The organism is Streptomyces sp. NPDC020489, from assembly GCF_044386545.1.
GTDB lineage: Bacteria > Actinomycetota > Actinomycetes > Streptomycetales > Streptomycetaceae > Streptomyces.
This window is the reverse complement of record NZ_JBIRUZ010000009.1, coordinates 104,466-128,679: the sequence shown is the minus strand read 5'-3', so window position 1 is coordinate 128,679 and position 24,214 is coordinate 104,466. Positions and strand designations below refer to the sequence as shown.

The 24,214-nt window shown below is 72.9% G+C and carries 24 protein-coding genes; 7 read left to right on the top strand and 17 right to left on the bottom strand.

The features are described 5' to 3' along the window. Positions 1–66: 66 nt before the first annotated feature. Positions 67–567, bottom strand: coding sequence for a redox-sensitive transcriptional activator SoxR (gene soxR / locus ACH41F_RS24595; protein ID WP_391240388.1), 501 nt, complete (start codon positions 565–567; stop codon positions 67–69). 98 nt (positions 568–665) lie between these two features. On the opposite strand from soxR, the gene ACH41F_RS24590 reads away from it, so the two are divergent. Then, complete coding sequence (locus tag ACH41F_RS24590) at positions 666–1,127, top strand: MaoC/PaaZ C-terminal domain-containing protein (protein ID WP_391240391.1); 462 nt, start codon at positions 666–668, stop codon at positions 1,125–1,127. A gap of 117 nt (positions 1,128–1,244) precedes the next feature. Here ACH41F_RS24590 and ACH41F_RS24585 read toward each other — a convergent pair whose 3' ends face one another. The 3 genes from ACH41F_RS24585 to ACH41F_RS24575 all read right to left on the bottom strand — a co-directional run bounded on the left by ACH41F_RS24585 (position 1,245) and on the right by ACH41F_RS24575 (position 3,400). Continuing rightward, entirely contained in the window at positions 1,245–1,871 is a 627-nt protein-coding gene (locus tag ACH41F_RS24585) for a TetR family transcriptional regulator (RefSeq protein ID WP_391240394.1), read from the bottom strand. Between the two features lie 70 nt (positions 1,872–1,941). Continuing rightward, positions 1,942–2,187 carry a YiaA/YiaB family inner membrane protein gene (locus tag ACH41F_RS24580; RefSeq protein ID WP_391240397.1) on the bottom strand — a complete coding sequence of 82 codons (246 nt, stop codon included), beginning with the start codon at positions 2,185–2,187 and terminating at the stop codon, positions 1,942–1,944. 61 nt (positions 2,188–2,248) lie between these two features. Continuing rightward, entirely contained in the window at positions 2,249–3,400 is a 1,152-nt protein-coding gene (locus ACH41F_RS24575) for an acyl-CoA dehydrogenase family protein (protein WP_398837712.1), read from the bottom strand. Positions 3,401–3,495: 95 nt separating this feature from the next. Here ACH41F_RS24575 and ACH41F_RS24570 point away from each other — a divergent pair, with 95 nt between their 5' ends. From ACH41F_RS24570 to ACH41F_RS24560, 3 genes are all read left to right on the top strand, one after another. Further along, positions 3,496–4,137 carry a TetR/AcrR family transcriptional regulator C-terminal domain-containing protein gene (locus ACH41F_RS24570; RefSeq protein ID WP_391240402.1) on the top strand — a complete coding sequence of 214 codons (642 nt, stop codon included), beginning with the start codon at positions 3,496–3,498 and terminating at the stop codon, positions 4,135–4,137. 46 nt (positions 4,138–4,183) lie between these two features. Beyond that, entirely contained in the window at positions 4,184–4,894 is a 711-nt protein-coding gene (locus ACH41F_RS24565) for an ArsR/SmtB family transcription factor (RefSeq protein ID WP_398837547.1), read from the top strand. A 100-nt stretch (positions 4,895–4,994) separates the two neighbouring features. Continuing rightward, positions 4,995–5,912, top strand: a complete 918-nt coding sequence (locus ACH41F_RS24560) for a DMT family transporter (protein WP_398837710.1) — start codon at positions 4,995–4,997, stop codon at positions 5,910–5,912. Between the two features lie 230 nt (positions 5,913–6,142). On the opposite strand, the gene ACH41F_RS24555 is transcribed toward ACH41F_RS24560, so the two are convergent. The 10 genes from ACH41F_RS24555 to ACH41F_RS24510 form a co-directional block, all read right to left on the bottom strand. Further along, the gene (locus ACH41F_RS24555) at positions 6,143–7,222 is read right to left on the bottom strand and encodes a zinc-binding dehydrogenase (RefSeq protein WP_398837545.1); all 1,080 of its coding nucleotides are present in this window, start codon (positions 7,220–7,222) and stop codon (positions 6,143–6,145) included. A 9-nt stretch (positions 7,223–7,231) separates the two neighbouring features. After that, entirely contained in the window at positions 7,232–8,620 is a 1,389-nt protein-coding gene (locus ACH41F_RS24550; RefSeq protein ID WP_391240411.1) for an aldehyde dehydrogenase family protein, read from the bottom strand. Between the two features lie 229 nt (positions 8,621–8,849). Further along, positions 8,850–10,196, bottom strand: a complete 1,347-nt coding sequence (locus tag ACH41F_RS24545) for an ABC transporter ATP-binding protein (protein WP_398837544.1) — start codon at positions 10,194–10,196, stop codon at positions 8,850–8,852. Between the two features lie 173 nt (positions 10,197–10,369). Further along, positions 10,370–11,359 carry a class F sortase gene (locus ACH41F_RS24540; protein ID WP_398837542.1) on the bottom strand — a complete coding sequence of 330 codons (990 nt, stop codon included), beginning with the start codon at positions 11,357–11,359 and terminating at the stop codon, positions 10,370–10,372. Next, the gene (locus ACH41F_RS24535) at positions 11,349–11,945 is read right to left on the bottom strand and encodes a hypothetical protein (RefSeq protein ID WP_391240419.1); all 597 of its coding nucleotides are present in this window, start codon (positions 11,943–11,945) and stop codon (positions 11,349–11,351) included. Before ACH41F_RS24535 ends, ACH41F_RS24540 begins: the two co-directional genes overlap by 11 nt. Positions 11,946–12,045: 100 nt before the next feature. Beyond that, positions 12,046–13,332, bottom strand: coding sequence for an MFS transporter (locus tag ACH41F_RS24530; protein WP_398837709.1), 1,287 nt, complete (start codon positions 13,330–13,332; stop codon positions 12,046–12,048). Positions 13,333–13,381: 49 nt separating this feature from the next. Beyond that, positions 13,382–14,797, bottom strand: a complete 1,416-nt coding sequence (locus tag ACH41F_RS24525; protein ID WP_391240421.1) for a citrate:proton symporter — start codon at positions 14,795–14,797, stop codon at positions 13,382–13,384. 138 nt (positions 14,798–14,935) lie between these two features. Then, on the bottom strand, positions 14,936–17,173 hold the full coding sequence (locus ACH41F_RS24520) for a molybdopterin oxidoreductase family protein (RefSeq protein WP_398837540.1): 2,238 nt from the start codon (positions 17,171–17,173) through the stop codon (positions 14,936–14,938). A gap of 103 nt (positions 17,174–17,276) precedes the next feature. Beyond that, positions 17,277–17,894, bottom strand: a complete 618-nt coding sequence (locus tag ACH41F_RS24515) for a TetR family transcriptional regulator (protein ID WP_391240425.1) — start codon at positions 17,892–17,894, stop codon at positions 17,277–17,279. After that, the gene (locus tag ACH41F_RS24510) at positions 17,891–18,499 is read right to left on the bottom strand and encodes a hypothetical protein (protein ID WP_391240427.1); all 609 of its coding nucleotides are present in this window, start codon (positions 18,497–18,499) and stop codon (positions 17,891–17,893) included. The genes ACH41F_RS24515 and ACH41F_RS24510 overlap by 4 nt, the downstream gene beginning before the upstream one ends. A gap of 169 nt (positions 18,500–18,668) precedes the next feature. On the opposite strand from ACH41F_RS24510, the gene hmgA reads away from it, so the two are divergent. From hmgA to ACH41F_RS24495, 3 genes are all read left to right on the top strand, one after another. Next, positions 18,669–20,021, top strand: a complete 1,353-nt coding sequence (hmgA, locus tag ACH41F_RS24505) for a homogentisate 1,2-dioxygenase (protein ID WP_391240430.1) — start codon at positions 18,669–18,671, stop codon at positions 20,019–20,021. A 145-nt stretch (positions 20,022–20,166) separates the two neighbouring features. Beyond that, complete coding sequence (locus ACH41F_RS24500; protein WP_398837539.1) at positions 20,167–20,916, top strand: GntR family transcriptional regulator; 750 nt, start codon at positions 20,167–20,169, stop codon at positions 20,914–20,916. A gap of 26 nt (positions 20,917–20,942) precedes the next feature. Then, on the top strand, positions 20,943–22,100 hold the full coding sequence (locus ACH41F_RS24495; protein ID WP_398837537.1) for a type ISP restriction/modification enzyme: 1,158 nt from the start codon (positions 20,943–20,945) through the stop codon (positions 22,098–22,100). Positions 22,101–22,408: 308 nt separating this feature from the next. Here the strand turns inward: ACH41F_RS24495 and ACH41F_RS24490 are convergent, their stop codons facing one another. The 3 genes from ACH41F_RS24490 to ACH41F_RS24480 all read right to left on the bottom strand — a co-directional run bounded on the left by ACH41F_RS24490 (position 22,409) and on the right by ACH41F_RS24480 (position 24,153). Next, positions 22,409–22,678 (bottom strand): hypothetical protein, encoded by a 270-nt coding sequence (locus ACH41F_RS24490; RefSeq protein WP_391240438.1) that lies wholly within the window; start codon positions 22,676–22,678, stop codon positions 22,409–22,411. 126 nt (positions 22,679–22,804) lie between these two features. Beyond that, on the bottom strand, positions 22,805–23,614 hold the full coding sequence (locus ACH41F_RS24485; RefSeq protein WP_391240441.1) for an anti-sigma factor domain-containing protein: 810 nt from the start codon (positions 23,612–23,614) through the stop codon (positions 22,805–22,807). Continuing rightward, entirely contained in the window at positions 23,611–24,153 is a 543-nt protein-coding gene (locus tag ACH41F_RS24480) for a sigma-70 family RNA polymerase sigma factor (protein ID WP_398837534.1), read from the bottom strand. Before ACH41F_RS24480 ends, ACH41F_RS24485 begins: the two co-directional genes overlap by 4 nt. Between the last annotated feature and the right edge of the window lie 61 nt (positions 24,154–24,214).

The following is a 24,214-nucleotide window of genomic DNA, read 5'->3' as shown; positions in this document are numbered from 1 at the left end:
TCCGGGCCGTATCCGGGGTGCCGCGGGGGCGTGCCCGGGATGCCGCCCGGCCGTGTCCGGGGTGGGTCAGCCGCAGCGTCCTGCGTCCTCGCGCTGCGGTGGTCTCGGGGTGCCCCGCTCCACCAACAGGCGGGAGCCTGCCTGGCGTTGGCCGAAGACGTCGTCCGGGTTGGACAGGACGCAGGTGTCCAGGGAGAGGCATCCGCAGCCGATGCAGTCGGTGAGGTGGTCCCGCAGGCGGTTGAGCTGCTTGATGCGCTCGTCCAGTTCGGAGCGCCACGTCTCGGAGAGGCGGGCCCAGTCCTCCCGGGTGGGGGTGCGTTCCTCGGGGAGTTGGGCCAGGGCCTCCCGGATGGTGGCCAGCGGGATGCCGACGCGTTGGGCGGCTCGGACGAAGGCCACGCGGCGCAGGGTGTCCCGGTGGTAGCGGCGCTGGTTGCCCGTGGTGCGGCGGCTGCTGATCAAGCCCTTGGACTCATAGAAGTGCAGGGCGGAGACGGCCGCGCCACTGCGCGCGGAGAGCTGGCCGACCGTGAGCTCGTGGATCTTCTCAGAAATCTGGGGCACCCCTCGGACCCTACCTGGGCGGTCCGTTGACAGGGGGGTCCCCGACGACCATGCTAAGCAGTTGCTTAGACATGACGTTGCGATGCGGGAGGCTGGACATGGCGGAGCCGAGGGTGTTCGCGGGAGCCGACGAACTGAAGGCCGCGGTGGGCGAGCAGCTGGGGTACACCGACTGGCTGGAGGTCGACCAGAAGCGGATCGACCTCTTCGCGGAGGCCACCGGCGACCACCAGTGGATTCACGTCGACTCCGAGAAGGCCGCCGCCGGACCGTTCGGGACCACCATCGCGCACGGGTACCTGACCCTGTCGCTGCTGCCCCTGTTCGGGCCGCAGCTGATCAAGGTCGAGAACGTCAAGATGGGGGTCAACTACGGCACCAACAAGGTGCGGTTCCCCGCCCCGGTGCCGGTCGGGTCGCGCCTGCGGGCCACGGCCGTGATCACGGGGGTCGACGACGTGCCGGGCGGCGTGCAGGTCACCGTCGCCTTCAGCGTGGAGCGCGAGGGCGGCGACAAGCCGGTGTGCGTCGCGGAGTCGGTGGCCCGGTACTACCTGTAGGGACCCCGTCGAGCGCAGGGGTGCGCCACTGCACGTGTCGGTCGTTCCCGGTACTACCTGTAGGGACCGTCGAGCGCAGGCGTGCGCCCCCGCACGTGGTCTACCGGGCCCCGTCCGCTAGCGGTCGACGCCCACCATCCGCAGCACCAGGTCGGCATAGAGCGCGCCGACCTGGTCGGGCGTCCAGGGGCCGTCGACGCTGAACCAGCGGGCCACGTCGATGCAGAGGGACAGCACGGCGAGGGTGGTGCCCTTGACGTCCAGGACGTCGAACTCGCCGGAGTTCACGCCGTCCTCGATGACACCGCGCACCTCGGCGTCGCACTGGCGGCGCAGGGCGAGGATCTCGGCGCGGGCGTCCGGGCCGAGGGAGTCGAGTTCGTACTGCACGACCCGGGCGGTGGTGCGGCCCCCGGCGTGCCAGCGGACGAAGGAGCTGACCGCGTCCGCGAGGCGCTCGGTCGCCGTGCCCTCGCGGCGGGCCGCCGTCCGCAGGATCTCCAGGGCCTTGGCGTGGCCGATCCTGCTGATGCGGTGGAGGAGCTCCTCCTTGGTCTTGTAGTGGATGTAGAGGGCCGCGGGACTCATGCCGGCACGGCCCGCGATGTCGCGGGTCGTGGTGGCGTGGTAGCCGCGCTCGGCGAAGGCCTCCACCGCGGCGACCAGCAGCCTCCGTGCCGCGTCGGGCGTGACCTCGCCCCACGCCGACGTCTCGCCACCGGCCGTCTCCTCCGCCGTACCCATCGCTTGCCCCTCTCCACTGACAGAGGCACCACCATACCGCCGAGGGTGAGCGAGCGCTTAGCGTGGCCGCTCAGAGCTTTTCGAAGGGGCTGTACGCGCGGGTCTGCGCGTCCTGGCGGTCGCGGATGACCTTGGCGAGGGTGAAGGCGGAGGTGACCAGGTACAGGACGGCGATCGCCAGGAAGCCGCGCACCCAGGCGTCGGCGTGCAGCTTGAAGATGCCGATCGCGGTCGCGGCCATGGCGACGGCGAAGGAGGCGACCGCCTGGCCGTAGAAGGCGGCGGTGTTCTGGGGCTTGCCCGTGGTGTCACTCATGGGGTCGAGTCTCGGCGGGTGCGGCCGGTGCCACATCCGCCGAGGTACTCAGGTGCCGTACTCAGAACGCGGAGACCCCGGTGAGGGCGCGGCCGATGAGCAGTTTCTGGATCTGGCTGGTGCCCTCGTAGAGGGTCATCACGCGGGCGTCCCGCAGGAGTTTGCCCGCCGGGTACTCGTCGATGTAGCCGTAGCCGCCGAAGACCTGAAGGGCGTTGTTGGCGGCCCGCACGGCGGCTTCGGAGGCGAACAGCTTGGCCTTGGAGGACTCGGTGGCGAAGGGCTCGCCCCGGTCGATCAGGTCGGCGACCCGCCAGGTGAGCAGGCGGGCCGCGTCCACGTCGACGGCGATGTCGCTGATCAGTTCCTGTACCAGCTGGTGATGGGCGATCGACCGGCCGAACTGCTCGCGCTCCCCCGCGTATCGCACCGCCACGTCCAGCGCGGCCTGGGCGATGCCCACGCAGCCCGCCGCCACCGACATCCGCCCCTTGGCCAGGGCCGACATCGCCACCGAGAACCCCTTGCCCTCGGGGGCCAGCATCGCCGACGCGGGGACGCGCACGTCCTCGAGGACCAGTTCCGCCGTCGCCTGACCGCGCAGGCCGAGCTTGCCGTGGATCGCGCGGCGGGTCAGTCCGGGGGTGTCGGTCGGGACGAGGAAGGCGGAGACCCCCTTGTGGCCGGGGGCGTCGGTGGAGCGGGCGAAGAGGAGGACCACGTCGGCCCAGGTGCCGTTGGTGATGAACATCTTGGTGCCGTTGATGACGTAGGCGTCGCCGTCGCGCACCGCCCGGGTGGTGAGGTTGCCCGCGTCGGAGCCCGTGCCCGGTTCGGTGAGGCCGAAGCAGCCGACCTGCTCGCCGGAGGTGAGGCCGGGGAGCCACCGGCGCTTGTGCCCCTCGCTCCCCCAGGCCGCGATGGTCTTGGCGACCAGGCCGAGGGAGACCGACACGATGCCGCGGACCGAGGAGTCGCCGCGACCGAGTTCCTCCGTGACCAGGCAGTACGCGAGGTGGTCGCCGCCCGAGCCGCCGTACTCCTCGTCGATCGTCAGGCCCAGGAAGCCGACCTCGCCGAGCTTCTTGACGATCCCCCAGTCCACCTCCTCGGCACGGTCCCAGTCGATGACGTGCGGGGCGATCTCGCGGGCCACGAAGTCCCGGGCGAGCTGCCGTACGGCCTCCTGCTCCTGACTGAGCTCCAGGTTCACCACGAGACCACACCCCTTCGAAGGCCGCACATCCAGGAAAGCAGCGTTTTAAATTAGCACTGCTAGTTTCTGATCGCAGCCCTACTATGTGCGCCATGGCCCGACCGCGCAAGCCCCTCCTCAGCACCGACCGGATCGTCGAGACGGCACGCGCGCTCGTGGACGCGGAGGGCCTCGCGGCCGTCTCCACGCGCCGGCTCGCCGCGGAGCTGGGGGTCAGCGGGCCCTCGCTGTACAACCACTTCCGTACCAAGGACGAGATCCTGGAGGCGGTCGCCGACTCGGTCAGCGCGCAGGTCGACCTGTCGATGTTCGAGGACGGCCGGGAGTGGCGGACCGCGCTGCACGACTGGGCGGTCTCCTACCGGGCCGCCCTTCGGGACCACCCGAACATCGTCCCGGTGCTCGCCCGGGGTCCGGGACGCCGGCCCGCCGGACTGCGGCTCGCGGACGCGGTCTACGGCGCGATGGTCGCCGCCGGGTGGCCCCCCGCCCAGGCCACCTCGATCGGCGCGCTGATGCGCTACTTCATCATGGGCTCCGCGCTCGGCTCCTTCGCCGGCGGTTTCGTCGACGACCAGAGCGCGTACGACCCGGCCGACTATCCCCACCTCGGGCAGGCCCATCTGCTGGCCGAGCAGCAGGAGAAGATCGACGAGCGTGCCTTCGAGACGGGCCTGACCGCGTTGCTGGACGGGCTGGTCCAGCAGTACGAGCGGGTCCGGCGCACGGCCTGACACGCTTCGGCGGGCGCCGAACCGTCCGGGGCCCATCCTGGGAGGCATGACCTCAAGGAATCCCCGGGCGGCGGAGCTGGCCCGCCTCGCCGGTCTCGTCGCCGACGAGACCCGGGCCTCGTGCCTGCTGGCCCTGCTCGACGGGCGGGCCTGGACCGCGAGCGAGCTGGCCCGCCATGCCGGGGTGGCCGCGTCGACCCTGAGCGAGCACCTGGGCAAGCTCGTGTCCGGCGGTCTGCTGACCGAGGAGCGGCAGGGACGGCACCGGTACGTGCGGCTCGCGGATGTGCGGGCCGCCCAGCTGGTGGAGGAGCTGGCCTCTCATCTCGCGCCGGGTTCCGCGGTACGGCCGCGCACGCTGCGGGAGTCGAGCGCCGGATCGGCGATGGCCCGGGGGCGTACCTGCTACGACCATCTCGCGGGACGGCTCGGGACCGCGGTGACGGACGCGATGACCTCCCGTGAACTGCTGCGCCAGGACACCGGGTTCGCGCTGACGGAGGCGGGCCTGGCGTGGTTCGACGGCGCCGGTGTCGCCCTCGACCGCACGAGCCGGCGGCCGCTGGCCCGGGCCTGCCTCGACTGGACCGAGCGCCGGCCCCACCTCGCGGGGGTCGCGGGCGCCGCGCTGTGCCGCCACGCGCTGGACTCGGGCTGGTGCGTACGGATCGGGTCCGAGCGGGCGGTGAAGGTGACGGCGGCCGGTGAGCGGGCCCTGGCCGACCTGCTGGGCATCGATGCGCACACGGTCCGCTGAGCCCCCGTACAGCGGCGCGAGCCGCACCCCCTCGCCCGCGGACACACCGTCCGAAATCCGCGAGTCCTTCCTCGCCGCCCTTCCTAGCCTCGGGAGCATGATGAACCCCCGCCGTCCCGGCGTCCTGGCCGCCGCAGCCGCCACCGTCACGGTCGTCCTGTGGGCCTCCGCCTTCGTCTCCATCCGCAGCGCGGGAGCCGCGTACTCGCCCGGCGCCCTGGCGCTGGGACGGCTGCTGGCGGGAACCCTCGCCCTGGGGCTGATCTGCCTCGTGCGCGGCGAGAGGCCGCCCCCGAGGGCCGCCTGGCCCGGCATCCTGACCTCCGGCGTCCTCTGGTTCGGCGTCTACATGGTCGCCCTCAACTGGGGCGAGCAGCAGGTCGACGCCGGGACGGCGGCCCTCGTGGTGAACATCGGCCCGATCCTCATCGCCCTGCTCGGCGCGCGGCTGCTCGGCGACGCCCTGCCGCCGAGGCTGCTCGCGGGGATGGCCGTGTCGTTCGCGGGAGCGGTCACCGTGGGGCTGTCGATGTCGGGCGAGGGCGGGTCGTCCGTGCTCGGCGTCGCGCTGTGTCTGCTCGCGGCCGTCGCCTACGCCGGCGGGGTCGTGGCCCAGAAGCCGGCCCTGGCGTCGGCGAGCGCGCTGCAGGTGACCACGTACGGCTGTCTCGTCGGCGCGGTGCTGTGCCTGCCGTTCGCCGGGCAGTTGGCCGGTGAGGCGGCGCGGGCACCGGTGTCCGCGACCCTCAACATGGTCTATCTCGGCGTCTTCCCGACCGCGCTGGCCTTCACCACGTGGGCGTACGCCCTGGCCCGTACGACGGCGGGACGCATGGGCGCGACCACGTACGCCGTGCCCGCGCTGGTCGTGCTGATGTCCTGGCTGGCGCTCGACGAGGTGCCGGGGGCCCTGACGCTGGCGGGCGGGGCGCTGTGTCTGGCCGGTGTCGCGGTGTCCCGCTCGCGGACCGCCGCGGCCGGGGGACGGCGGCCCGCGAAGGTCACCGGGTCGGCGTGAACGGGGCTGCCCGCGGCGACCGTGCGACCTAGGCGTGAACGGGCCTGGCCCGCGGCGACCGTACGACCTCGGCGTGAACCGGCCTGGCCCGCGGCGACCGTGCGCCCCGGACGGGAAGGTCGCCCTGAGTGTTCAAGGTTGCCGGGGGCATGCCGGTGTCCCCGGCCTCCAGCGGGGCCGGGGACAGGGCGCGACCGGGTGGCCGGGGCCTCCCCGTGCCGCGGCAGGTCCTAGAAGACGACCAGCGCCCGGCCGCCCTTGCCCGCGAGCATGTTCTCGAAGGCCGCCGGGATGCCGTCCAGGGCAATCCGTTCCGTCACCAGGGAGCCCAGGTCCAGGCGGCCCGCGCGGATGTGCCCGGCGAGCACCGGCAGGTCCTCGGCCGGGTTGGAGTTGCCGTAGACGCAGCCCGAGAGGGTGCGGCCCCAGTGGAAGATCTCCAGGGCGTTGAAGGACACCTGCTGGTCCTTGCCGCCGATGCCGACGACCGTCGTACGGCCGCCGCGGCGGGTGGAGTCCCAGGCGGTGCGGATGGTCGTCGCGCGGCCCACGCACTCCACGGCGACGTCGACCCCCTGCTTGCCGGTCAGGCCGCGGATCTCGCGGGCGGTGTTCTCCGAGGCGACGACGTAGTCGGTGGCGCCGGCCTCACGGGCCAGTTCCTCCTTGGCCGGCGAGACGTCGACCGCGACGATCTTCGAGGCACCCGCGATCCGGGCGGCCTGGAGGGCGGCGAGGCCGACTCCCCCGACGCCGTAGACCGCGACCGTCTCGCCCTCGCGGACTCGCGCCGAGTGGTGGACGGCGCCGTAGCCGGTGAGGACGGCGCAGCCGAGCAGGGCCGCGTCGGTGAGCGGGATGCCCTCGGGCAGGGGCAGCAGGCAGGACTCGGACACGACCGTCTCCTCGGCGAACGCGGCGACGTTCAGGCCGGGGTACAGGTCGGTGCCGTCGGCGGTGCGGGCGTGGACCTCGGCGGCGCCGTTCAGCGCGTTGGCGCACAGCCAGACCTCGCCGAGCGAGCAGGCGTGGCAGCTTCCGCAGGAGGGAGCCCAGTTGAGGACGACACCGTCGCCGGGCGCGACCCCGCCGACGCCCTCGCCGACGGCGACGACCGTCCCGGCGCCCTCGTGGCCCAGGACGGCCGGCACCGGCAGGCGCATGGTGCCGTTGGACAGGGACAGGTCGGAGTGGCAGACGCCGGCGGCGGCGAGGCGGACGCGGACCTGGCCGGGGCCGGGGTCCGGGAGTTCGATGTCGGTGACCTCCAACGGAGCGCCCACGGCGGGAAGGACTGCTGCGCGAACCACAAAACGCTCCTAGAACTGGAGGGACTTGGTCTGGAGGTACTCGGCGAGACCGTGCGAGCCGAGCTCGCGGCCGACGCCGGACTGCTTGTAACCGCCGAACGGGGCAAGGGGGTTGAAGCGTCCGCCGTTGATGTCGACCTGGCCGGTGTCCATCCGGCGCGCGAAGGCCACCGCCTCCGCCTCCTCGCCCGCCCAGACGGCGCCCGCGAGGCCGTAGACCGTGCCGTTGGCGATGCGCAGGGCGTCCTCCTCGTCCTCGTAGCGCAGGATCGACAGGACCGGGCCGAAGATCTCCTCCTGGGCGATGGTCATGTCGGGGGTGACGTCGGCGAAGACCGTCGGAGCCACGAACCAGCCCCGCTCACGCGGGGATTCGGGGCCACCGGCGACCAGCCGGGCCCCTTCGGCGACCCCCTTCTCGATGTAACCCCGCACCCGGGCCTGCTGCTTGGCGTTGACGACCGGGCCGATGCGGTCGCCGTACTTCGCGGCGGCAGTGGCGGCGAGCTCGACCGCCTCCTCGTACCGGTCTTGGTGGACGAGCATCCGGGTCCAGGCGCTGCATGTCTGGCCGGAGTTGGACATCACGTTGGCGACGCCGACGTTGACGGCCTTGGCGAGGTCGGCGCTCGGCAGGATGACGTTGGCGGACTTGCCGCCGAGCTCCAGGGCCACCTTCTTGATCGCGGCACCGGCCGTCGCGCCGATCTGCCGGCCGACGGCCGTGGAGCCGGTGAAGGAGACCAGGTCGACGTCCGGGTGCTCGGCGAGGGCCTGGCCCGCGACCGGGCCGAGGCCCGTGACCAGGTTGAAGACGCCCGCCGGGACGCCCGCCTCGTGGACCGCCTCGGCGAAGAGCTGGGCCACCAGCGGGGTGTCCTCGGCGGGCTTCAGGACGATCGTGCAGCCCGCCGCGAGCGCCGGGGCGACCTTGGCGACGATCTGGTGCAGCGGGTAGTTCCAGGGCGTGATCGCGCCGACCACGCCGATCGGCTCCTGGCGGACGATCGAGTTGCCGACCTGCTCCTCGAAGGCGTACGTGGCCGCCAGCTCGGCGTAGGAGCCCGCGACCGCGAGGGGGACGGCGGCGTGGACGTTCTCGGAGAACTTCAGGGGCGAGCCGAGTTCGGCGGTGACCGTCTCGGCGATCTCGTCCTTGCGGTCCACCAGGACGTCCCGGAGGGCGGCCAGCCGGGCGGCGCGCTCCGCGGGCGGCGTCGCGGCCCAGGCGGGAAGGGCGGCGCGGGCGGCCCGTACGGCGGTGTCGACGTCCTCGGCGGTCCCGGCCGGGACCCGGCCGATCACCTGCTCGTCGACCGGGTTGACGACGTCGATCGCGTCCCGGCCCGCGGCGGGCCGCCACGCGCCGTCGATGTACATGCCGTCGTGTGCCTTCATCGTGCTTTCCTCCCGGCGGGGCCGTGTCGTACGTCCGGCGCGGCCCGGTGCCCAACCAGCGACCGTCCGGCGCAGTCCGGTTCATAAACTAGCGACGATAGTTTTCGGGCGCCAGACGTCCCGGTACGTGACTCATGCCATCAGACGTCGGCCCGGACCCTGCCGTCCACCCTCCCCACGGCCTCCCGCCCGCGCCATGGGCACCCGTCCGCGCCCGCCCTGGCGGGGGTCACTGTTCCAGATCGGGCAGCCGCGCCGGGGCCGGGCAGATCCGCTCGCCGTGCTGGTCGAAGACGAACAGGTGGGCGAGGTCGACCAGGAGAGGGACCTGCATGCCGTGCCGGAGGTCGATGTCGGGGGTGGTGCGGACGATGAGGTCGCCGGGGAGGCGGCCCTCCGGGGGCGCCGGGGCAGGGGGCTCGCCGCCTGTGGGGTGGTCGAGGACCACGACCGGGCCCGCCCGCAGGGCGTCCGCGCGGCTCCTGAGCCGGTCCAGCACACCGGGGCCGCCCTCGCGACGGCGGCGCCGGGCGGGGCGGACGGCGGGGCGCGGGGCCTCCAGGTCGGGGACGACGGCGGGGCTGGAGCCGGTGTCGAAGTGGACGAGGACCTCGTGCCCCTGGAACTCCACGTGCTCCACCAGACCGGTGAGCACCATCTCGCCCGGGCGCGCGGCGGAGGGCTTGGCGATGCGCACCGCCTCCGAGCGCAGTCCCACGATGACCTCCCGGCCCTGCTGGACGCGGAGCATCTGGTGGTCCAGGGAGAGGGGTTCGGGCAGCCGGAGGAACTGCTTGCCGAGGCTGATGGTCATCGCGCCGTCGAGCGGGGCGCGGACCAGACCGCGCAGGAGGTTGATGCGCGGGGTGCCGATGAAGGCGGCGACGAAGACGTTGCGGGGCAGGGCGTAGACCGCGCGCGGGGTGCCGACCTGTTGCAGGACTCCCCCGCGCAGGACGGCGACCCGGTCGCCGAGGGACATGGCCTCGCCCTGGTCGTGGGTGACGTAGACCGTGGTGACGCCCAGCTTCCGGGTGAGGGCGGAGATCTCGGCCCGCAGGTGGTTGCGGAGCTTGGCGTCGAGGTTGGACAGCGGCTCGTCCATCAGGAACGCGGAGGGGTGGCGGGCGATGGCCCGGCCCATGGCGACGCGCTGGCGTTCGCCACCGGAGAGCTGGGCGGGCAGGCGGTCCAAAAGTTCCTCGATGCCCAGCATGCGGGCGGTGGCGTCCACGCGGGGGCGCGGGTCGGCGCCGGGGGACTCGAAGCGCAGCGGGAAGCCGATGTTGTCGCGGCTGGTCATGCTCGGGTAGAGGGCGAAGTTCTGGAAGACCATCGCCATGTCCCGGCCCGCCGGCGGCAGTTCGTTGGCGTACTCGCCGTCGAGCAGCAGTTCGCCCTCGTCGATCTCCTCGAGCCCGGCGATCATCCGCAGCACGGTGGACTTGCCGCAGCCGGAGGGCCCGAGCAGGACGAGGAACTCGCCGGGCTCGATGTCCAGGGACAGTCGCTCCACCACGCGGTTGCCCCGGGTGTAGCTCTTGCTCACGTCGTGCAGAGAGATGGCGCGTGTCATGACAGGTGCCCCCGGGGGCTGACTGAGCGCTGAATGCTCCGTGGCCTGACGCCCCGAACGGGTCGAACGGGGCCTGTGGGTCACGGAAGTTAACGGAATGTGCGCAGTCGGGGGAAGGGAACGGGCAAGATCGGACGCCACCGTCCAGCAAGTGAGAAAACGGACGGCCACATTCAGCGCCGGGCGGCCCTCGCCGGGGGCCCGTGGGTCACGGTCCCCGCCGGGGGCTTGCGGGGCGCGGTCCTCGCCGGGGGCTCGCGGTTCACGGTTCCCGCCGGGGGCTTGCGGGGCGCCGTCCTCGCCGGGGGCTTGCGGGGCGCGGTCCGCGCCGGGGGCTCGCGGGTCGTGACGAGGTGCGCGAAGACGACGACGTTGCCCGAGTATCCGGTCCTGCGGTGGTAGGTGCCGCCACAGGTGATCAGGCGCAGTTCGGGACGGCCCCGGGCGCCGTACACCTCACGGTTGGGGAACCGGTCCTTCTCGTACGTCTTGATGGCGTCGACCGCGTAGACGGCCGTACGCCCGTCCGCGCGCCGCACCTCGATCAGGCGGCCGCGCCGGAGTTCGCCGAGGCCGGCGAAGACGGCGGGACCGCTGTCGGTGTCGAGGTGGCCGACGGCGACGGCGGTGCCCTGCTGTCCGGGGGACGGGCCGCCCTCGTACCAGCCGACCAGGTTCTTGTCGTCGTCGGGAGGCGCGGGCAGCCGCCGGTCACGGTCGAGCCGGAGGCTCATGACCGGGGCGTCGAGGCTCAGGAAGGGGATGACCAGGCGGATGGCGCGGGAGCGCGGCAGGGGACGCGGCCGCGGCGCGGGAGCCCGGGGCGCGGTGGCCCTCGGGGCGGGGGCGGTCCGCGGGGGCGGGGCCGCCCTCGGCGGTGTCGGCGTCGGGGGCCGCCGGGGCGCGGCCCGGCGGCGCGGGGGTTCCGCCCGGGTGGGCGGCGCCGCGGCGGGGCGCCGCTGGGCGGTGCCGCGCGCGTCGGTCGCGTCCCGGGCGGGGGCCGCCGGGGGGCCGGGCCGGGCGGCCTCGACCGCCCGGCCGGACTCCTCGCCCTGGGCCCACCAGACGCCGCCCACCACCAGCGAGACGGTCACCACGACCGTTCTCGCCAGGCGGTAGGCGCGCGTCCGGTACCAGGGCCTGCGTCGGCGTCTACGCGCCATGCGGGCGGCGACGGAGACGGAACCACACCGTCCCGCCGACCGCGGCCAGGCCTACGGCCGCGGCGCCGGCGACCGGCCCGAACGCCTGGTCGCGCGCGATCCCGCCACCGCCGGCCGGCGGACCGCCGTTCGGACCGGGCACGCTCGGGCTGGGCTTGGGCGTGGCGCAGTCGACCTTGAAGACCTTGAACTTGCCCGCCCCATGGCCCTTGTCGGTGGTCCAGGTGAGCTTGTACATGCCGTTGGGCAGTCCGAGCGGGATGGTCTGCCCCGAGCCGTCGGCGCCGGCGGTGAAGTCGCCTTCCAGGTCGTGCGGGGCGCCCTGGCCCATGGGGTGCTCGTCGATCATCCAGTGGACCTTCTCGTTCGGGTCGAACTTGAAGGCGGAGAGGTAGAAGTCGCAGACCTTGGGCTGGTCGCGCTGGTCGCTGAAGGGGGTGCCCACCTCGTGGACCTTGACGTCACCGTTGTCGCCGGGCGCGGCGAGGGCGGCGGGCGCCCCGACGGCGACGGAGCCGGCGAGGGTCAGGGCGGCGAGGGCGGCGGCGCGGGCACCGGCGCGGCGTGGAAGAGACGTGGTGGACATGCGAAGCCTCCGAGTCAGACGATTTTCGTACAAATCGCACTTCACCTGACTCTCTGTCACATATCCGCGACGAAAGGGGGGAGGCCCGCCCTACGACGCGTCAGCCATCGCTCTTCCGGCCCAACGCCGTCCCGGGCCGACGCGGTTCGACCGGCTCGACGGGCTCCGCGGGCTCGGCGGACCCAGCGGGCTCCGCGGACCCAGCGGGCTCGGCGACCGTCCTCGCCGGGGAGCGCAGCGCCACGCCCGAGGAGATCAGCAGCAGCGCGCCGAGCATCACGAACGGCGCCGCCACCCCCGCGACGCCCGCGACCAGGCCCGCGGTGGCCGGAGCGGCGACCTGGCCCAGGCGGTTGCCCGTCAGACGCAGCGCCAGGGCCGTCGAGCGGGCGCCGTCGGGGGCCGCCTGGACCACGGTCGTCATGGACAGCGGCTGTCCGACGCCGAGGCAGAAACCGAGGAGCGCGAGGATCAGGGCCAGCGCCCACACCGGGACCGGCAGGGCGATACCCGCGCACAGCACGGCGGCCAGCAGGCAGGTGACCGTCAGCAGCAGGCTGCGGCCCAGCAGTCGCAGCAGCGGGGTCAGCACCAGCCGGCAGGCGATGGTCGCCGCCGCGCGCAGGCTGAGCAGCAGTCCGATGACGGAGGGCGCGATGCCGCGGTGCTCGCCGACGACCGGCAGATAGGCGGTGAGGATGTCGGTCGCCGAGAGCACGGCGAGGCTGACGAAGATGCCGGCGGGCACTCCCCGGGTGCGCAGGATGCGCCCGACGGGAACCCGCTCGCCGTGCCCCGGACGGGACGTGGCCGCGGTGTCGCGGTGCTCGACGCGCCACAGCGAGGTGAGCGCGACCGCGCCGCCCGCCCCCGCGACGATCAGCGCGAGAGCGCTCGTGCCCGCCATGTCCCGGCCACCGATCAACGCGCCAGCGGCGACCGGGCCGGCCAGTTGGCCGAGGGAGGCGCCGATGGTGAAGTGGCCGAAGTTGCGGTCCTGTTCGTGCGGGGCGGACTGACGGGCGACGAGGGACTGGGCGCCGATCACGAAGCAGAGGTGGCCGAGGCCCATCACGCCGCTCCAGACGGCCATCGCCCAGAGGGAGTTCGCCAGACCGCTAAGCGCACAGCCGCCGGATATCAGCACCACGCCGGCCGGCAGCAGGGGCGCGCACCGGCCGTGGTCGGTACGGCGCCCCAGGGGGACCGCCGCGAACAGCGGGAGCAGGGCGTAGACCCCCGCGATCACACCGATCGCCCGCTCGTCCGCGCCCAGCGCCAGCGCCCGGTAGGAGACGGCGGGCCGGGCCATCGACACCGCCCCCTGCGCGAAGGCGAAGGCGATGACGAGGCGGAGCAGCCAGCCGCGGTTCTTGCCGGGCGCCATGGTCGGGTCCTTCATCGGGTCGTCGGTCGGATGGCCTTCGTCGGATCGGTCAGACGATCCCGAACACGAGCCCGGCCACCAGGATGACCAGGCAGGTCAGCGCGGCCCACTTGACCACGAACCTGGTGTGGTCGCCGAACTCGACCTTGGCCATGCCGACCAGGACGTAGACGGCCGGGACGAGCGGGCTGGACATGTGCAGGGGCTGGCCGACGAGGGAGGCGCGGGCCATCTCCAGCGGCGAGACGCCGTGGGCGGCGCCGGCCTCGGCGAGGACCGGCAGGACACCGAAGTAGAAGCCGTCGTTCGACATGAAGTAGGTGAGCGGCAGGCTCAGCAGGCCGGTGACGAGGGCCATGTGGGGGCCCATGCCCTCGGGGATGACGTCGACCATCCAGCGGGCCATGTGGTCGACCATGCCGGTGCCCTGGAGGACGCCGGTGAAGACGGCGGCCGCGAAGACCATGCCGGAGACGTTCAGGACGTTGTCGGCGTGGGCGGCGAGCCGGGCCTTCTGGTCGGGGATGTGCGGGAAGTTCACGGTGAGCACGAGCGCGGCGCCGAGGATGAACAGCACCGGGATCGGCAGCCACTCCATGATCATGGAGGTCAGCAGGGTGACGGTGACCAGCGCGTTGAACCAGTAGAGCTTGGGACGCAGGGTGGCGCGGTGCGGGTCGAGGACCGCGAAGCGCTCCTCGTCGCCCTCCTCGGCGTCGGTGCCGGAGCCGGAGCCGCCGGTGACCTTCTCGGTGCCGGACGCGCCGGAGCCGGCACCGGCGCCCACGAGAACCGTCTCGGACTCCTTCTCCTCGACCTTCTCCTCCACCAGGATCTCGCCCAGCGTCAGCACACCCAGCCGCTTGCGCTCCCGCAGGCCCAGGAAGTACGCGAGGACGAAGACGCCCAGCAGGCCGACGAGCAGGGCCGGGATCATCGGGACGAAGATGTCGCTGGCGTCGAGCTTGAGCGCGGTGGCGGCGCGGGCGGTCGGGCCGCCCCACGGCAGGGTGTTCATGACGCCGTTGGCCATGGCGGCCACACCGGTCATCACGACCAGGCTCATCTTCAGGCGCTTGTACAGCGGGTACATCGCCGAGACCGTGATCATGAAGGTGGTCGAGCCGTCGCCGTCGAGCGAGACGATCGCGGCGAGGATCGCCGTACCGACCACGATCCGCATCGGGTCGGCCTTGGCGAACTTCAGGATCCCCCGGACGACCGGGTCGAAGAGGCCGACGTCGATCATCACACCGAAGTAGACGATCGCGAACATGAGCATCGCCGCCGTGGGGGCGAGGCTGGTGACGCCGTCGATGACGTAGTCACCGAGATGGGCGCCCTTCCCGACGAAGACGCAGAACAATGCCGGGATCAGCACGAGCGCCGCGATCGGCGACATCTTCTTCAGCATGATCAGGACCAGGAAGGTCGCGATCATGGCGAAGCCGAGGATGGTCAGCATGAGTGGATACCTAACGTTCGCCCTTGAACTCCCACCGGAGTCGGCAGTGCGTTGACGTTAGGTCCCGTCAAGCGGCGTTAACAAGACGTTGACATGCGAGCAATAAGCGCAAAACTGCTGGTCACAGCTTTGCGCTGCTCACAGGGTTGCCGTGGTGGCCAGTTGCACGGGTATGCCGTTGAGGACCGCGTTGCCCGACAGGGGGTCGAGCAGGCTGCCGTCGAGGAGCTGGTTGACGTTGACGCCGGGCTCCTTGAGCGCGTGGGTCAGCCGGGTGCCGGGGCGGTCGTGGCCCCAGCCGTGCGGCAGGCTCACCACGCCCGGGCGTACGCCGTCGGTGACCTCGGCCGGGGCGATCACCTCTCCCCCGGCCCCCTTCACGCGTACGGCCGCCCCGTCCGCCACCCCGAGCCGCTCGGCGTCCTCGGGGTGGATGTGCAGGGTGCAGCGGTTGGTGCCGCCGGTGAGGGCGGGGACGTTGTGCATCCAGCTGTTGTTGGAGCGCAGATGGCGGCGGCCGACGAGGACGAGCCCCTCGGGCCGCTCGGCCAGGGCGCGCCGCAGGCGTGGCAGGTCGTCGGCGATCGGCCCCGGCAGCAGTTCGACCTTGCCGCTGCGTGTCTTGAGCGGTTGCGGCAGCCGGGACGCGAGCGGCCCGAGGTCGATGCCGTGCGGATGGGCCAGCAGCTTCTCCAGGCTCAGCCCGTCCGGCCGGGCGCCGAACCCGTCGCCGTAGGGGCCCAGGCGCAGCATCATGTCGAGGCGCCGCTCGGGGCCGCCGACTCCGGTGAGCAGCGCGGCGAGTTCCTTCGGGTCGCGGCCGTGCACCGGGGACCAGGGCTCCTTGACGGCCTTGCCGAGGGTCTGGCCGATGACGAGGTCGTCGACGGCCGAGGGGTCGGCGCCGTGCATGCCGGTCACGGCGAGGACCAGCCGGGCCAGGATCTCGGTCTCGGCCATCCGGCCGGGCTCCAGGGGGACGGCGGGGCGGGTGTAGCGGACCTGGTTGCGCACGGCGAGGGTGTTGAAGGCGAAGTCGTGGTGCGGGCTCTGCGAGGGCGGCGGCGGGGGCAGCACGACGTCGGCGTGGCGGGAGGTCTCGTTCAGGTAGGGGTCGACGCTGACCATGAAGTCGAGCGCGTCCAGCGCCTTGTCGAGCCGGTCGCCGTCCGGCACGGAGAGCACGGGGTTGGCGGCGACGGCGATCAGGGCGCGGATCGGCTCGCCGTCCGGGGTCGGGGTGTCGATCTCCTCGGCGAGCGCGGAGATCGGCAGCTCGCCCTTGGCCTCGGGGTGCCGGCTCACCCGGGAGTGCCAGCGCCCGAGCGCGAAGCCGTGGCTGGGTCCGGCGGGCCGGGGGGTGCGGTCGGTGGCCGCCTGCGGGAAGAGGGCGCCGCCGGGGCGGTCGAGGTTGCCGGTGAGGATGTTGAGGACGTCGACGAGCCAGCTGGCGAGGGTGCCGTGCGGGACGGTGCAGCTGCCGATGCGGGCGTAGACGGCGGCGGTGGGGGCGGCGGCGAGTTCGCGGGCCAGGGTGCGGATGGTGCCGGCGTCGATGTCACAGGCTCCGGCGACGGCCTCGGGGGCGAAGTCCCGGACGGCTTCCCGGAGTTCGTCGGTTCCCTGGAGGTGGGGGGTCAACTCCCCGGTGTCCACGAGGTCTTCCTCGAAGAGCGTGTACGTCATCGCTGCCAGGAGCAGGGCATCGGTGCCGGGGCGGATGGCGAGGTGGCGGTCGGCGAGCCGGGCGGTGCGGGTGCGCCGCGGGTCGATCACGGTGAGGGTGCCGCCACGGGCCTTGAGCGCCTTGAGCTTGCCGGGGAAGTCGGGGGCGGTGCACAGACTGCCGTTGGACTCCAGGGGGTTGGCGCCGATCAGCAGCAGATGGTCGGTGTGGTCGAGGTCGGGCACCGGGATGGCGTTGGCGTCGCCGAAGAGGAGCCCGCTGGAGACGTGCTTGGGCATCTGGTCGACCGTGGAGGCGGTGAAGACGCTGCGGGTGCCGAGGCCGGCGAGCAGCACGGGCGGGTACAGCGCGCCGGCCATGGTGTGCACGTTGGGGTTGCCGAGCACGACGCCGACGGAGTGCGCCCCGTACCGCTCCAGGGCCGGCCGGATCCCGGCGGCGACCGCGTCGAAGGCCTCCTCCCAGCTGACCTCCCGCAGTTCCCCGTCCTTGCGCACGAGCGGGGCCCGCAGCCGGTCGGGGTCCTGGTCGACGGCCCCGAAGGAGGCGCCCTTGGGGCAGATGAACCCCTTGCTGAACACGTCGTCGCGGTCCCCGCGGGCGCCGGTGACCGCGCTCCCCTCGATCGTCAGCGTCAGACCACAGGTGGCCTCGCAGAGCGGGCAGATACGCAGAGCGGTGCGGGGCACGGGTCCTCCCGGGGCGACGATGCCTGTGCGGGCGAGCATACCGACCGGTAGGTGTGCTGGGGAGGGGTGACCGGGGGTGAGGTCGCGAAACCGCGAGGCGCGGTCAGTCCAGCACGCGTGCCAGATACGCCCGCAGCATCTCCCGGGCCTCCTCGATGATCCTCGCGTCCCCCTCCGGGGCCACCCGGAAGGCGAGGTGGACGAGGGTGTCGGCGGTTTCCACGGCGATCAGGAAGGTGCGGCGCAGGTCGTCGTCCGGCGCGCGGCGCAGGTATCCGGAGAGGAGGTCGGTGAGGCGGTCGGCGACGCGGTGGTTGGGTTCGGCGTGGCGGGCGCCGACCGGGATCTGGTTGCCGAAGTCGACGAGGGAGAAGCCGGGGGCGGTGCGTTTCATGGCGAGGTACTCGTCGAGCACGGCGTCCATGGCCGAGCGCCAGCCGCCGTCCGGCGTCTCCTGGAGGCGTTCGGCGACCCGGGCCGTGAAGCGTTCGAGGTTGCGCTGGGCGAGGGCGTCGGCCATCTGCCGCTTGTTGCCGAAGAAGCGGTAGACGGAGCCGATGGGGACGCCCGCGCGCTGGGCGACGGCCCGGGTGCTGAGGTCGTCGTAGCCGACCTCGTCGAGGAGGTCGGCGCAGGCGTCGAGGATCCTGGTCAGCCGTTCGGCGCTGCGCCGCTGCACGGGCGCTCGGCGTAGCGATGTCGCGTGGGGCACGGGCATCATGATGCCCGTCCGCCGCGGTCCGGTGAACCTCGCCCCCCGGTACGCGCGAGGCCGGCCGGCGCACTCAGCGCGGAGGGCCCGGACGTGGCCTGCGGCGAGGCCTGCGCGCCGGACGCGGTGACGTCGGCCGCGCTCTCGACGGGCTCGCCGTCGACGGCCCAGACGGTGCCGTCGTCGGCGTGGAGCCGTGCGGTGACGGTGTGCGTGCCACGCGGGACGAGGCTGGCCGGGATGTGGCAGTCGGGGGTGCGCAGCCGGGAGACGAGCCTGCCGTCCACGAAGAGGTACACCAGACCGCGCCCCTCCACCGCCTTCGGCTTCGCGCCCGGCGGGGAGAAGCGGAAGTGGCGCACGGTCAGGCGGACGTCCCAGCCGTCGTCGGTGTCGGGCTGCACCTCGATGTCCACCTCGGGGGCGTCCTCGCCGCCGACCTCCCGGTAGTGCCGGCCGTCCTCGTCGGTGTCGTCCAGCACCTTGCCCACGGGGGTCGGCGACACCGCCCCCTCCTGCTCCTTGTGCGCATCACCGAATCCACAGCTCGCGGTTCCGGTCAGCAGCAGGACACAGACCGCGAGCGCGGCCGGCAGCGTCCGCGTCCACGACATGCCCGGGAGACTAGAACAATGTTCCGAACCTCGAATCCACCTGGAGTCTGGTTCTCCTCCTCCCTGATGAGGAGGCCCGCCCTCACAAACCGCTCCCGGAACCCCCTTGCGCCACCGAAACCGCAATCCTACGGTGATGCATAGGAATCAGAGTCGCAAGGGAGCGATCATGAGCGATGGGGGCACCTCCCGCGCGAGCGGGTCCGAGCGTGGCGGAGCGCGGAAGACCGCGGAAGGGCTGCTCTACCTCTCCGGTTTCGGCAACGAGCACAGCTCGGAGGCCGTCCCCGGCGCACTGCCCGAGGGCCGCAACGCACCGCAGCGCGCGCCTCTCGGCCTCTACGCGGAACAGCTCAGCGGCTCGGCGTTCACCGAGCCCCGCGCGCACAACCGCCGGTCCTGGGTGTACCGGATCCGCCCGTCGGCCGCCCATCCGGCGTTCACGCACACGCACAATGGCTGGATCCGTTCGGCGCCCTTCACCGAGTCCGTACCCGACCCGAACCGGCTGCGCTGGAACCCCCTGCCGGAGCCGGTCGAGGGGACCGACTTCCTGGCCGGCCTGTGGACCCTCGGCGGCAACGGCGACACGACCCAGCGCACCGGCATGGCCGTGCACCTCTACCACGCCACCGACTCCATGGACCGCGTCTTCAGCGACGCCGACGGCGAGCTGCTGATCGTCCCCGAACGGGGCGGCCTGCTGCTGCGCACCGAGTTCGGCCTGCTGCACGCCGAGCCCGGCCATGTCGCCCTGATCCCCCGCGGCGTCCGCTTCCGCGTGGAGCTCCTCGACGCCTCCGCGCGCGGCTATGTCTGCGAGAACTACGGCGCCCCCTTCCAACTCCCCGACCTCGGCCCGATCGGCGCCAACGGCCTCGCCAACGCACGGGACTTCAAGGCCCCGGTCGCCGCGTACGAGGACGTCGAGGGCCCGGTCGAGGTGGTCAACAAGTTCTGCGGCAACCTCTGGACGGCCACCTACGACCACTCCCCGCTCGACGTGGTCGCCTGGCACGGCAACCACGTCCCGTACGTCTACGACCTGCGCCGCTTCAACGTCATCGGGTCCATCTCCTACGACCATCCGGACCCGTCGATCTTCACGGTGCTGACGTCCCCGTCGGACACCCCGGGTCTGGCGGGCGTGGACTTCGTCGTCTTCGCGCCGCGCTGGCTGGTGGGCGAGGACACCTTCCGGCCGCCGTACTTCCACCGGAACGTGATGAGCGAGTACATGGGCCTGATCGAGGGCGCCTACGACGCGAAGGCGGAGGGCTTCGTCCCGGGCGGCGGCTCGCTGCACAACATGATGTCGGCGCACGGTCCGGACCGGGAGACGTTCGACCGGGCGAGCGCGGCCGAGCTGAAGCCGCAGAAGGTGGACGACGGGCTGGCGTTCATGTTCGAGACCCGCTGGCCGGTGACGCTCACCGCGCACGCGGCCCAGGCGGACCACCTGCAACGGCACTACGACGACGTGTGGCGGGGGCTGGAGCGTCACTTCCGCGCGCCGTCATGACGTCGTCCGCCCACGGGGCGCCAGAGCCGGTGTCGAGGCCACGACCGTGCGCGACCCTTCGGCGCGCGCTCACGCTCTCGACGCCGGCGCGCCCCTTCGGCTCACTCCGTTGCACTGATCGGCGACGACCGGTACGGATTGACCCGTGACCTCCTTCGCCCCGGACTCGATCGTCCTGAACCGCAAGCTGCCGCTCTGGTATCAGGTCTCGCAGTCGCTGCGCGCCTCGATACTCGGCCGCTCGCCCGAGGAACCGCTGCGGCTGCCCACCGAGGAGCAGTTGGCGGGCCACTACGGGGTGAGCGTGCTGACCATGAGGCAGGCGCTGAAGGAGCTGGAGGACGAGGGGCTGATCACCCGCCACCGCCGGCGCGGCACCTTCATCGAGCCGCACGCGCTACGGACCGCGCCGGTGCGGCTGCTCGGCTCGGTGGACGCGATCGTGGCCCAGCAGTCGGGGATGGTCACGGAACTGCTGGAGCACGGCCGCGGCCCGGTCCCCGCGGAACTCGCCGAGTACTTCCCGGACATCAGGGAGCTGGCGACGTACCACCGGCTGCGCGGCGAGGAGAAGACCGGCGAGCCGACCAACCACGCCCGCAACTGGGTCCGCCCCGAACTCGCCGCCCGTATCGACCCGGAGGACCTGGTCCGCTGGCCGATGACCAAGGTGCTGCGGGACGTCGTCGGAGCGGACATCAGCCGCATCACGGACACCGTGGAGGCGCGGCTCGCGGACCCGGAGACCGCCCGGCTCCTCGAAGTCCCGCTGCTCAGCCCGATCCTGCGCTACACGGGCGTCACCTACGACACGGCGGGGCGGGTGCTGGACGCGGCGGTCATCCACTACCGCGGCGACCGCTTCTCCTTCACGGTGACGCTGGACGCCACCTGACCCGCGGGCCGGCGACAGGTCGTACGATGCCCAGCGTGACGCACGACGACGCTCCGCTGCTGGCGGACCTCATGCCGTGGTCCGTCGCACCGCCGCGGCTCGGCCGGGGGTGGCCGACGGGCCCCGACGCGGCATCCCTGAAGGCCCGCTGGGACGCCCTGCTGAAGGCCGAGGGGCCCGACCGGGAGGCCCTGTTCGAGCCGACGCGCGCACGCACCCTGCGCTCGGCGGTCGGCCAGTTGCCGGGGCAGCCGGGCGGCACCGAGAGACTCGCCCGCGCCGCCGGGCCCTGCCCCGAGCCGGTGCGCGTCCTGCACGCCCCGTTCGACGAGCACTGGCTGATCCCCGACCACCGGCTGATCGACACCGCCCGGCCCGAGTTGTGGCGGGTCGCGGACGACCGCCAGATCTTCGTGGCGGAGACCGCCGGCGGCGCCGGCCCGGTGCTGATCGCCACCTCCCTGCTCCCTCTGCTCCGCCCCGGCCGGATCCGCCCGCTGTACCGGAGGCCGGACGCCGAGGAACCGAACCTGGCGCCGGGCCTGCTGGAGCATCTCCGCGAGCGGCTCGACCGGCCCGTCGATCCGGCGGACGTCCTGGCGTGGACCCTCACCGCCGTCCGCCCGGACCTCGCCGTCCCCCTCACCGACGACCCCGGGCTGTGGGAGCGGGGCACCGAACTCGGCCACCGCCTGCTGTGGCTGATGCGCCGCGACGGCGACCGTCCCCGGCTCCCGGGCGGCCGCCGCCCCTATGTCCGCGCCCCGCTCCCGCCCCGCCCCCTGGCTCTGCACTACGACCGCGACGAGGAGACCCTCCACCTCGACGAGGGCCGTATCTCCCCGGTGCCGCCGGAGGCCTGGGACTTCGAGGTGAGCGGTGTGCGGGTCCTGGAGAAGTGGTTCACGACCCGTACCGCCGAGCCGGAACCGGGCACGCTGGCCGCGATCCGCCCGGCCACCTGGCCCCAGACCTGGACCTCCGAGCTGCTGGAACTGATCACGGTGCTGGCCCTGACCGCGGAAGTGGCCGAGCGCCGGAGCGAGTTGACGGTGACCTCGCGGATCACGGCGGCGGAGCTGCGAGGGGCGGGGGTGTTCCCGGTACCGGAGACGGCACGAAGGCCCGCCTCGGTACTGGACCACCACGAGGAGGGGCCGGAGGGCCAGCTGGGGCTCATCTAGGGCCGGGCGTCACGCCGGGGCGAACCCTGCCTGCCGCGGCGCCGGGGGCGCGGGGTCCGCGCGACCGGCCTGGAGTGAACCGACGTGCGCTGAACTACTGTTCGCCGGATGTGACGTCGGGGCGCGTGCGACCCAACTGCCGCGCCCTGCCGATCAGTTGGAGCGGGGTGGGGTGGTGGTGTACCCGCGCACGGTGGACGTGCCTGGCGCTGCCGCACGCCGTGGGGATGGCGGACGACAAGGGCGCGGCGTGACGCCGGAGCGGCACGGCCGACCGGGCGCGGGTCAAAAACGCCTGAGCGTGCGGGCTAGTGCCCGCCGAACAGCGATCGGCGCAGGCGACGCAGCGGCGCGAAGAGCGAGACGCGACGGACGCGCGCACCCCTGTCGCTGCGGTTCTGCGCGGGCTCACGGGCGGTCAGCTCACGCATCAGCGAGGTCGCTTCCGCCGCCTCGCGCTGCGGGACGGCAGGACCCCCCAGCACCGCGAGGTGCCGGTCGAGACGCGAACTGGTCGCGCTGCTCCCGCAGGTGATGGCAGGCACCCGCGCCCTGCTGCGCACTGTTATCTGTTCCATGTCACTCCCCACCCGTACGAGTCCACCCGGCCCGGGCAGGGTAACCCTATCGCCCTCATGGGGCACTCGTGTATCGCGGTCACAGGATTCACCTTCCCCGTAAGGGCGTTGACGACCCCTCCTCCGTCACTCTCCGAATCCAACCGATTTCAGGGCGAGTTGGACAACCGGCTGCGTAGTGGGCTGCGCCGAGCCCCCGTCCGGCTCGACGGTTACAGCCAGTGACGTCCCCGACGGGTCGAGACCGGTGGCGACCAAGGGCGTGTCGGCAGCAAAGAGCCCCAGGGAGCGCGGTTGTGCGCCGGGGCGCATGAGCCACAGTTGGTTGACGCGGTCGCCCGGGATGTCGTCGTATCCGCTGAGCGTGACCACCGCGCTGCCCTCGGACGCCGAGGCGACGACACCGATGCTGCGGCCCTTCGCGTCCTTGCCGGTGCTCGCCCGCGCGTCGGGAGCCGCGAGAACGTGGGCGATCTCACGCGCCTGGGCCCGCTCGGCGTTCAACTGGTCCCGGGCGTCGTTCGCCTGTACCGCGAACAGGGAGGCGACCACGAGAGCGGCGGCCGCCGTGGCGGTGGCGAACGGCACGAACAGCGGGCGGCGCGCCCGGGGCGCACGGGCCCGTGAGCGCGGCGCCTGGGCGCCCCAGACGTGCGGCGGCAGTTGCGGCTCGTGGGCGCGCACCGGTTCCTGCGCGGTGGTGCGCACGGCGGCCAGCACCCGGTCGCGCATGGCCGGCGGCGCCGGGGCGACCGTCGACCAGGCGAGGCGCGCGGCGTCCTCGGACAGGGCGCGGACCTCGGCGGCGCAGAGCGGACAGGTCTTCAGGTGCTTCTCGAAGCGGACCCGTTCGGCGGGTTCCAGCGCGTCGAGGGCGTAGGGCGCGGCCAGCGAGTGCGGGTCGTCGCGGCCGAGCAGCCGGGCGAGGACGCTCATGCCACACCTCCCAGGCACTCGCGCATCCGGGTGAGCCCGTCGCGCATACGGGTCTTGACGGTGCCCAGCGGCAGCGAGAGCCGCTCGGCCACCTCACGGTACGTGTAGCCGTCGTAGTAGGCGAGGGTGACGGACTGGCGCTGGAGTTCGGTGAGCCGGTCCAGGCACCGGCGCACCCACTCGCGTTCGAGGCCCGCCTCGACCGCCTCGGTGACCTGGTCGAAGGCGGGGCCGTCGGACCGCCTGGCCTCCCGCAGCTCGCGTTCACCGGCCGCGCGGGCACTGCGCACCCGGTCCACCGCGCGGCGGTGCGCCAGGGTGAGGACCCAGGACAGGGCGCTGCCCCGGCCGGGGTCGAACCGCGCGGCGGACCGCCAGAGTTCGAGGAGCACCTCCTGGGCCACCTCCTCGGACTGGGCCGGGTCCCGCACCACCCGGCGCACCAGCCCGAACACCGGGCCGGAGACCAGCCCGTACAGCTCCTCGAATGCATTCTGGTCACCGCCCGCCACGAGCACCAGAAGCTCGTCCGCCTCCACCTCGTCTCCCCCTCCCGCCAATCCGCATCTGGGCCGTCCCGCCCCGCGAGGCATTCGCAAC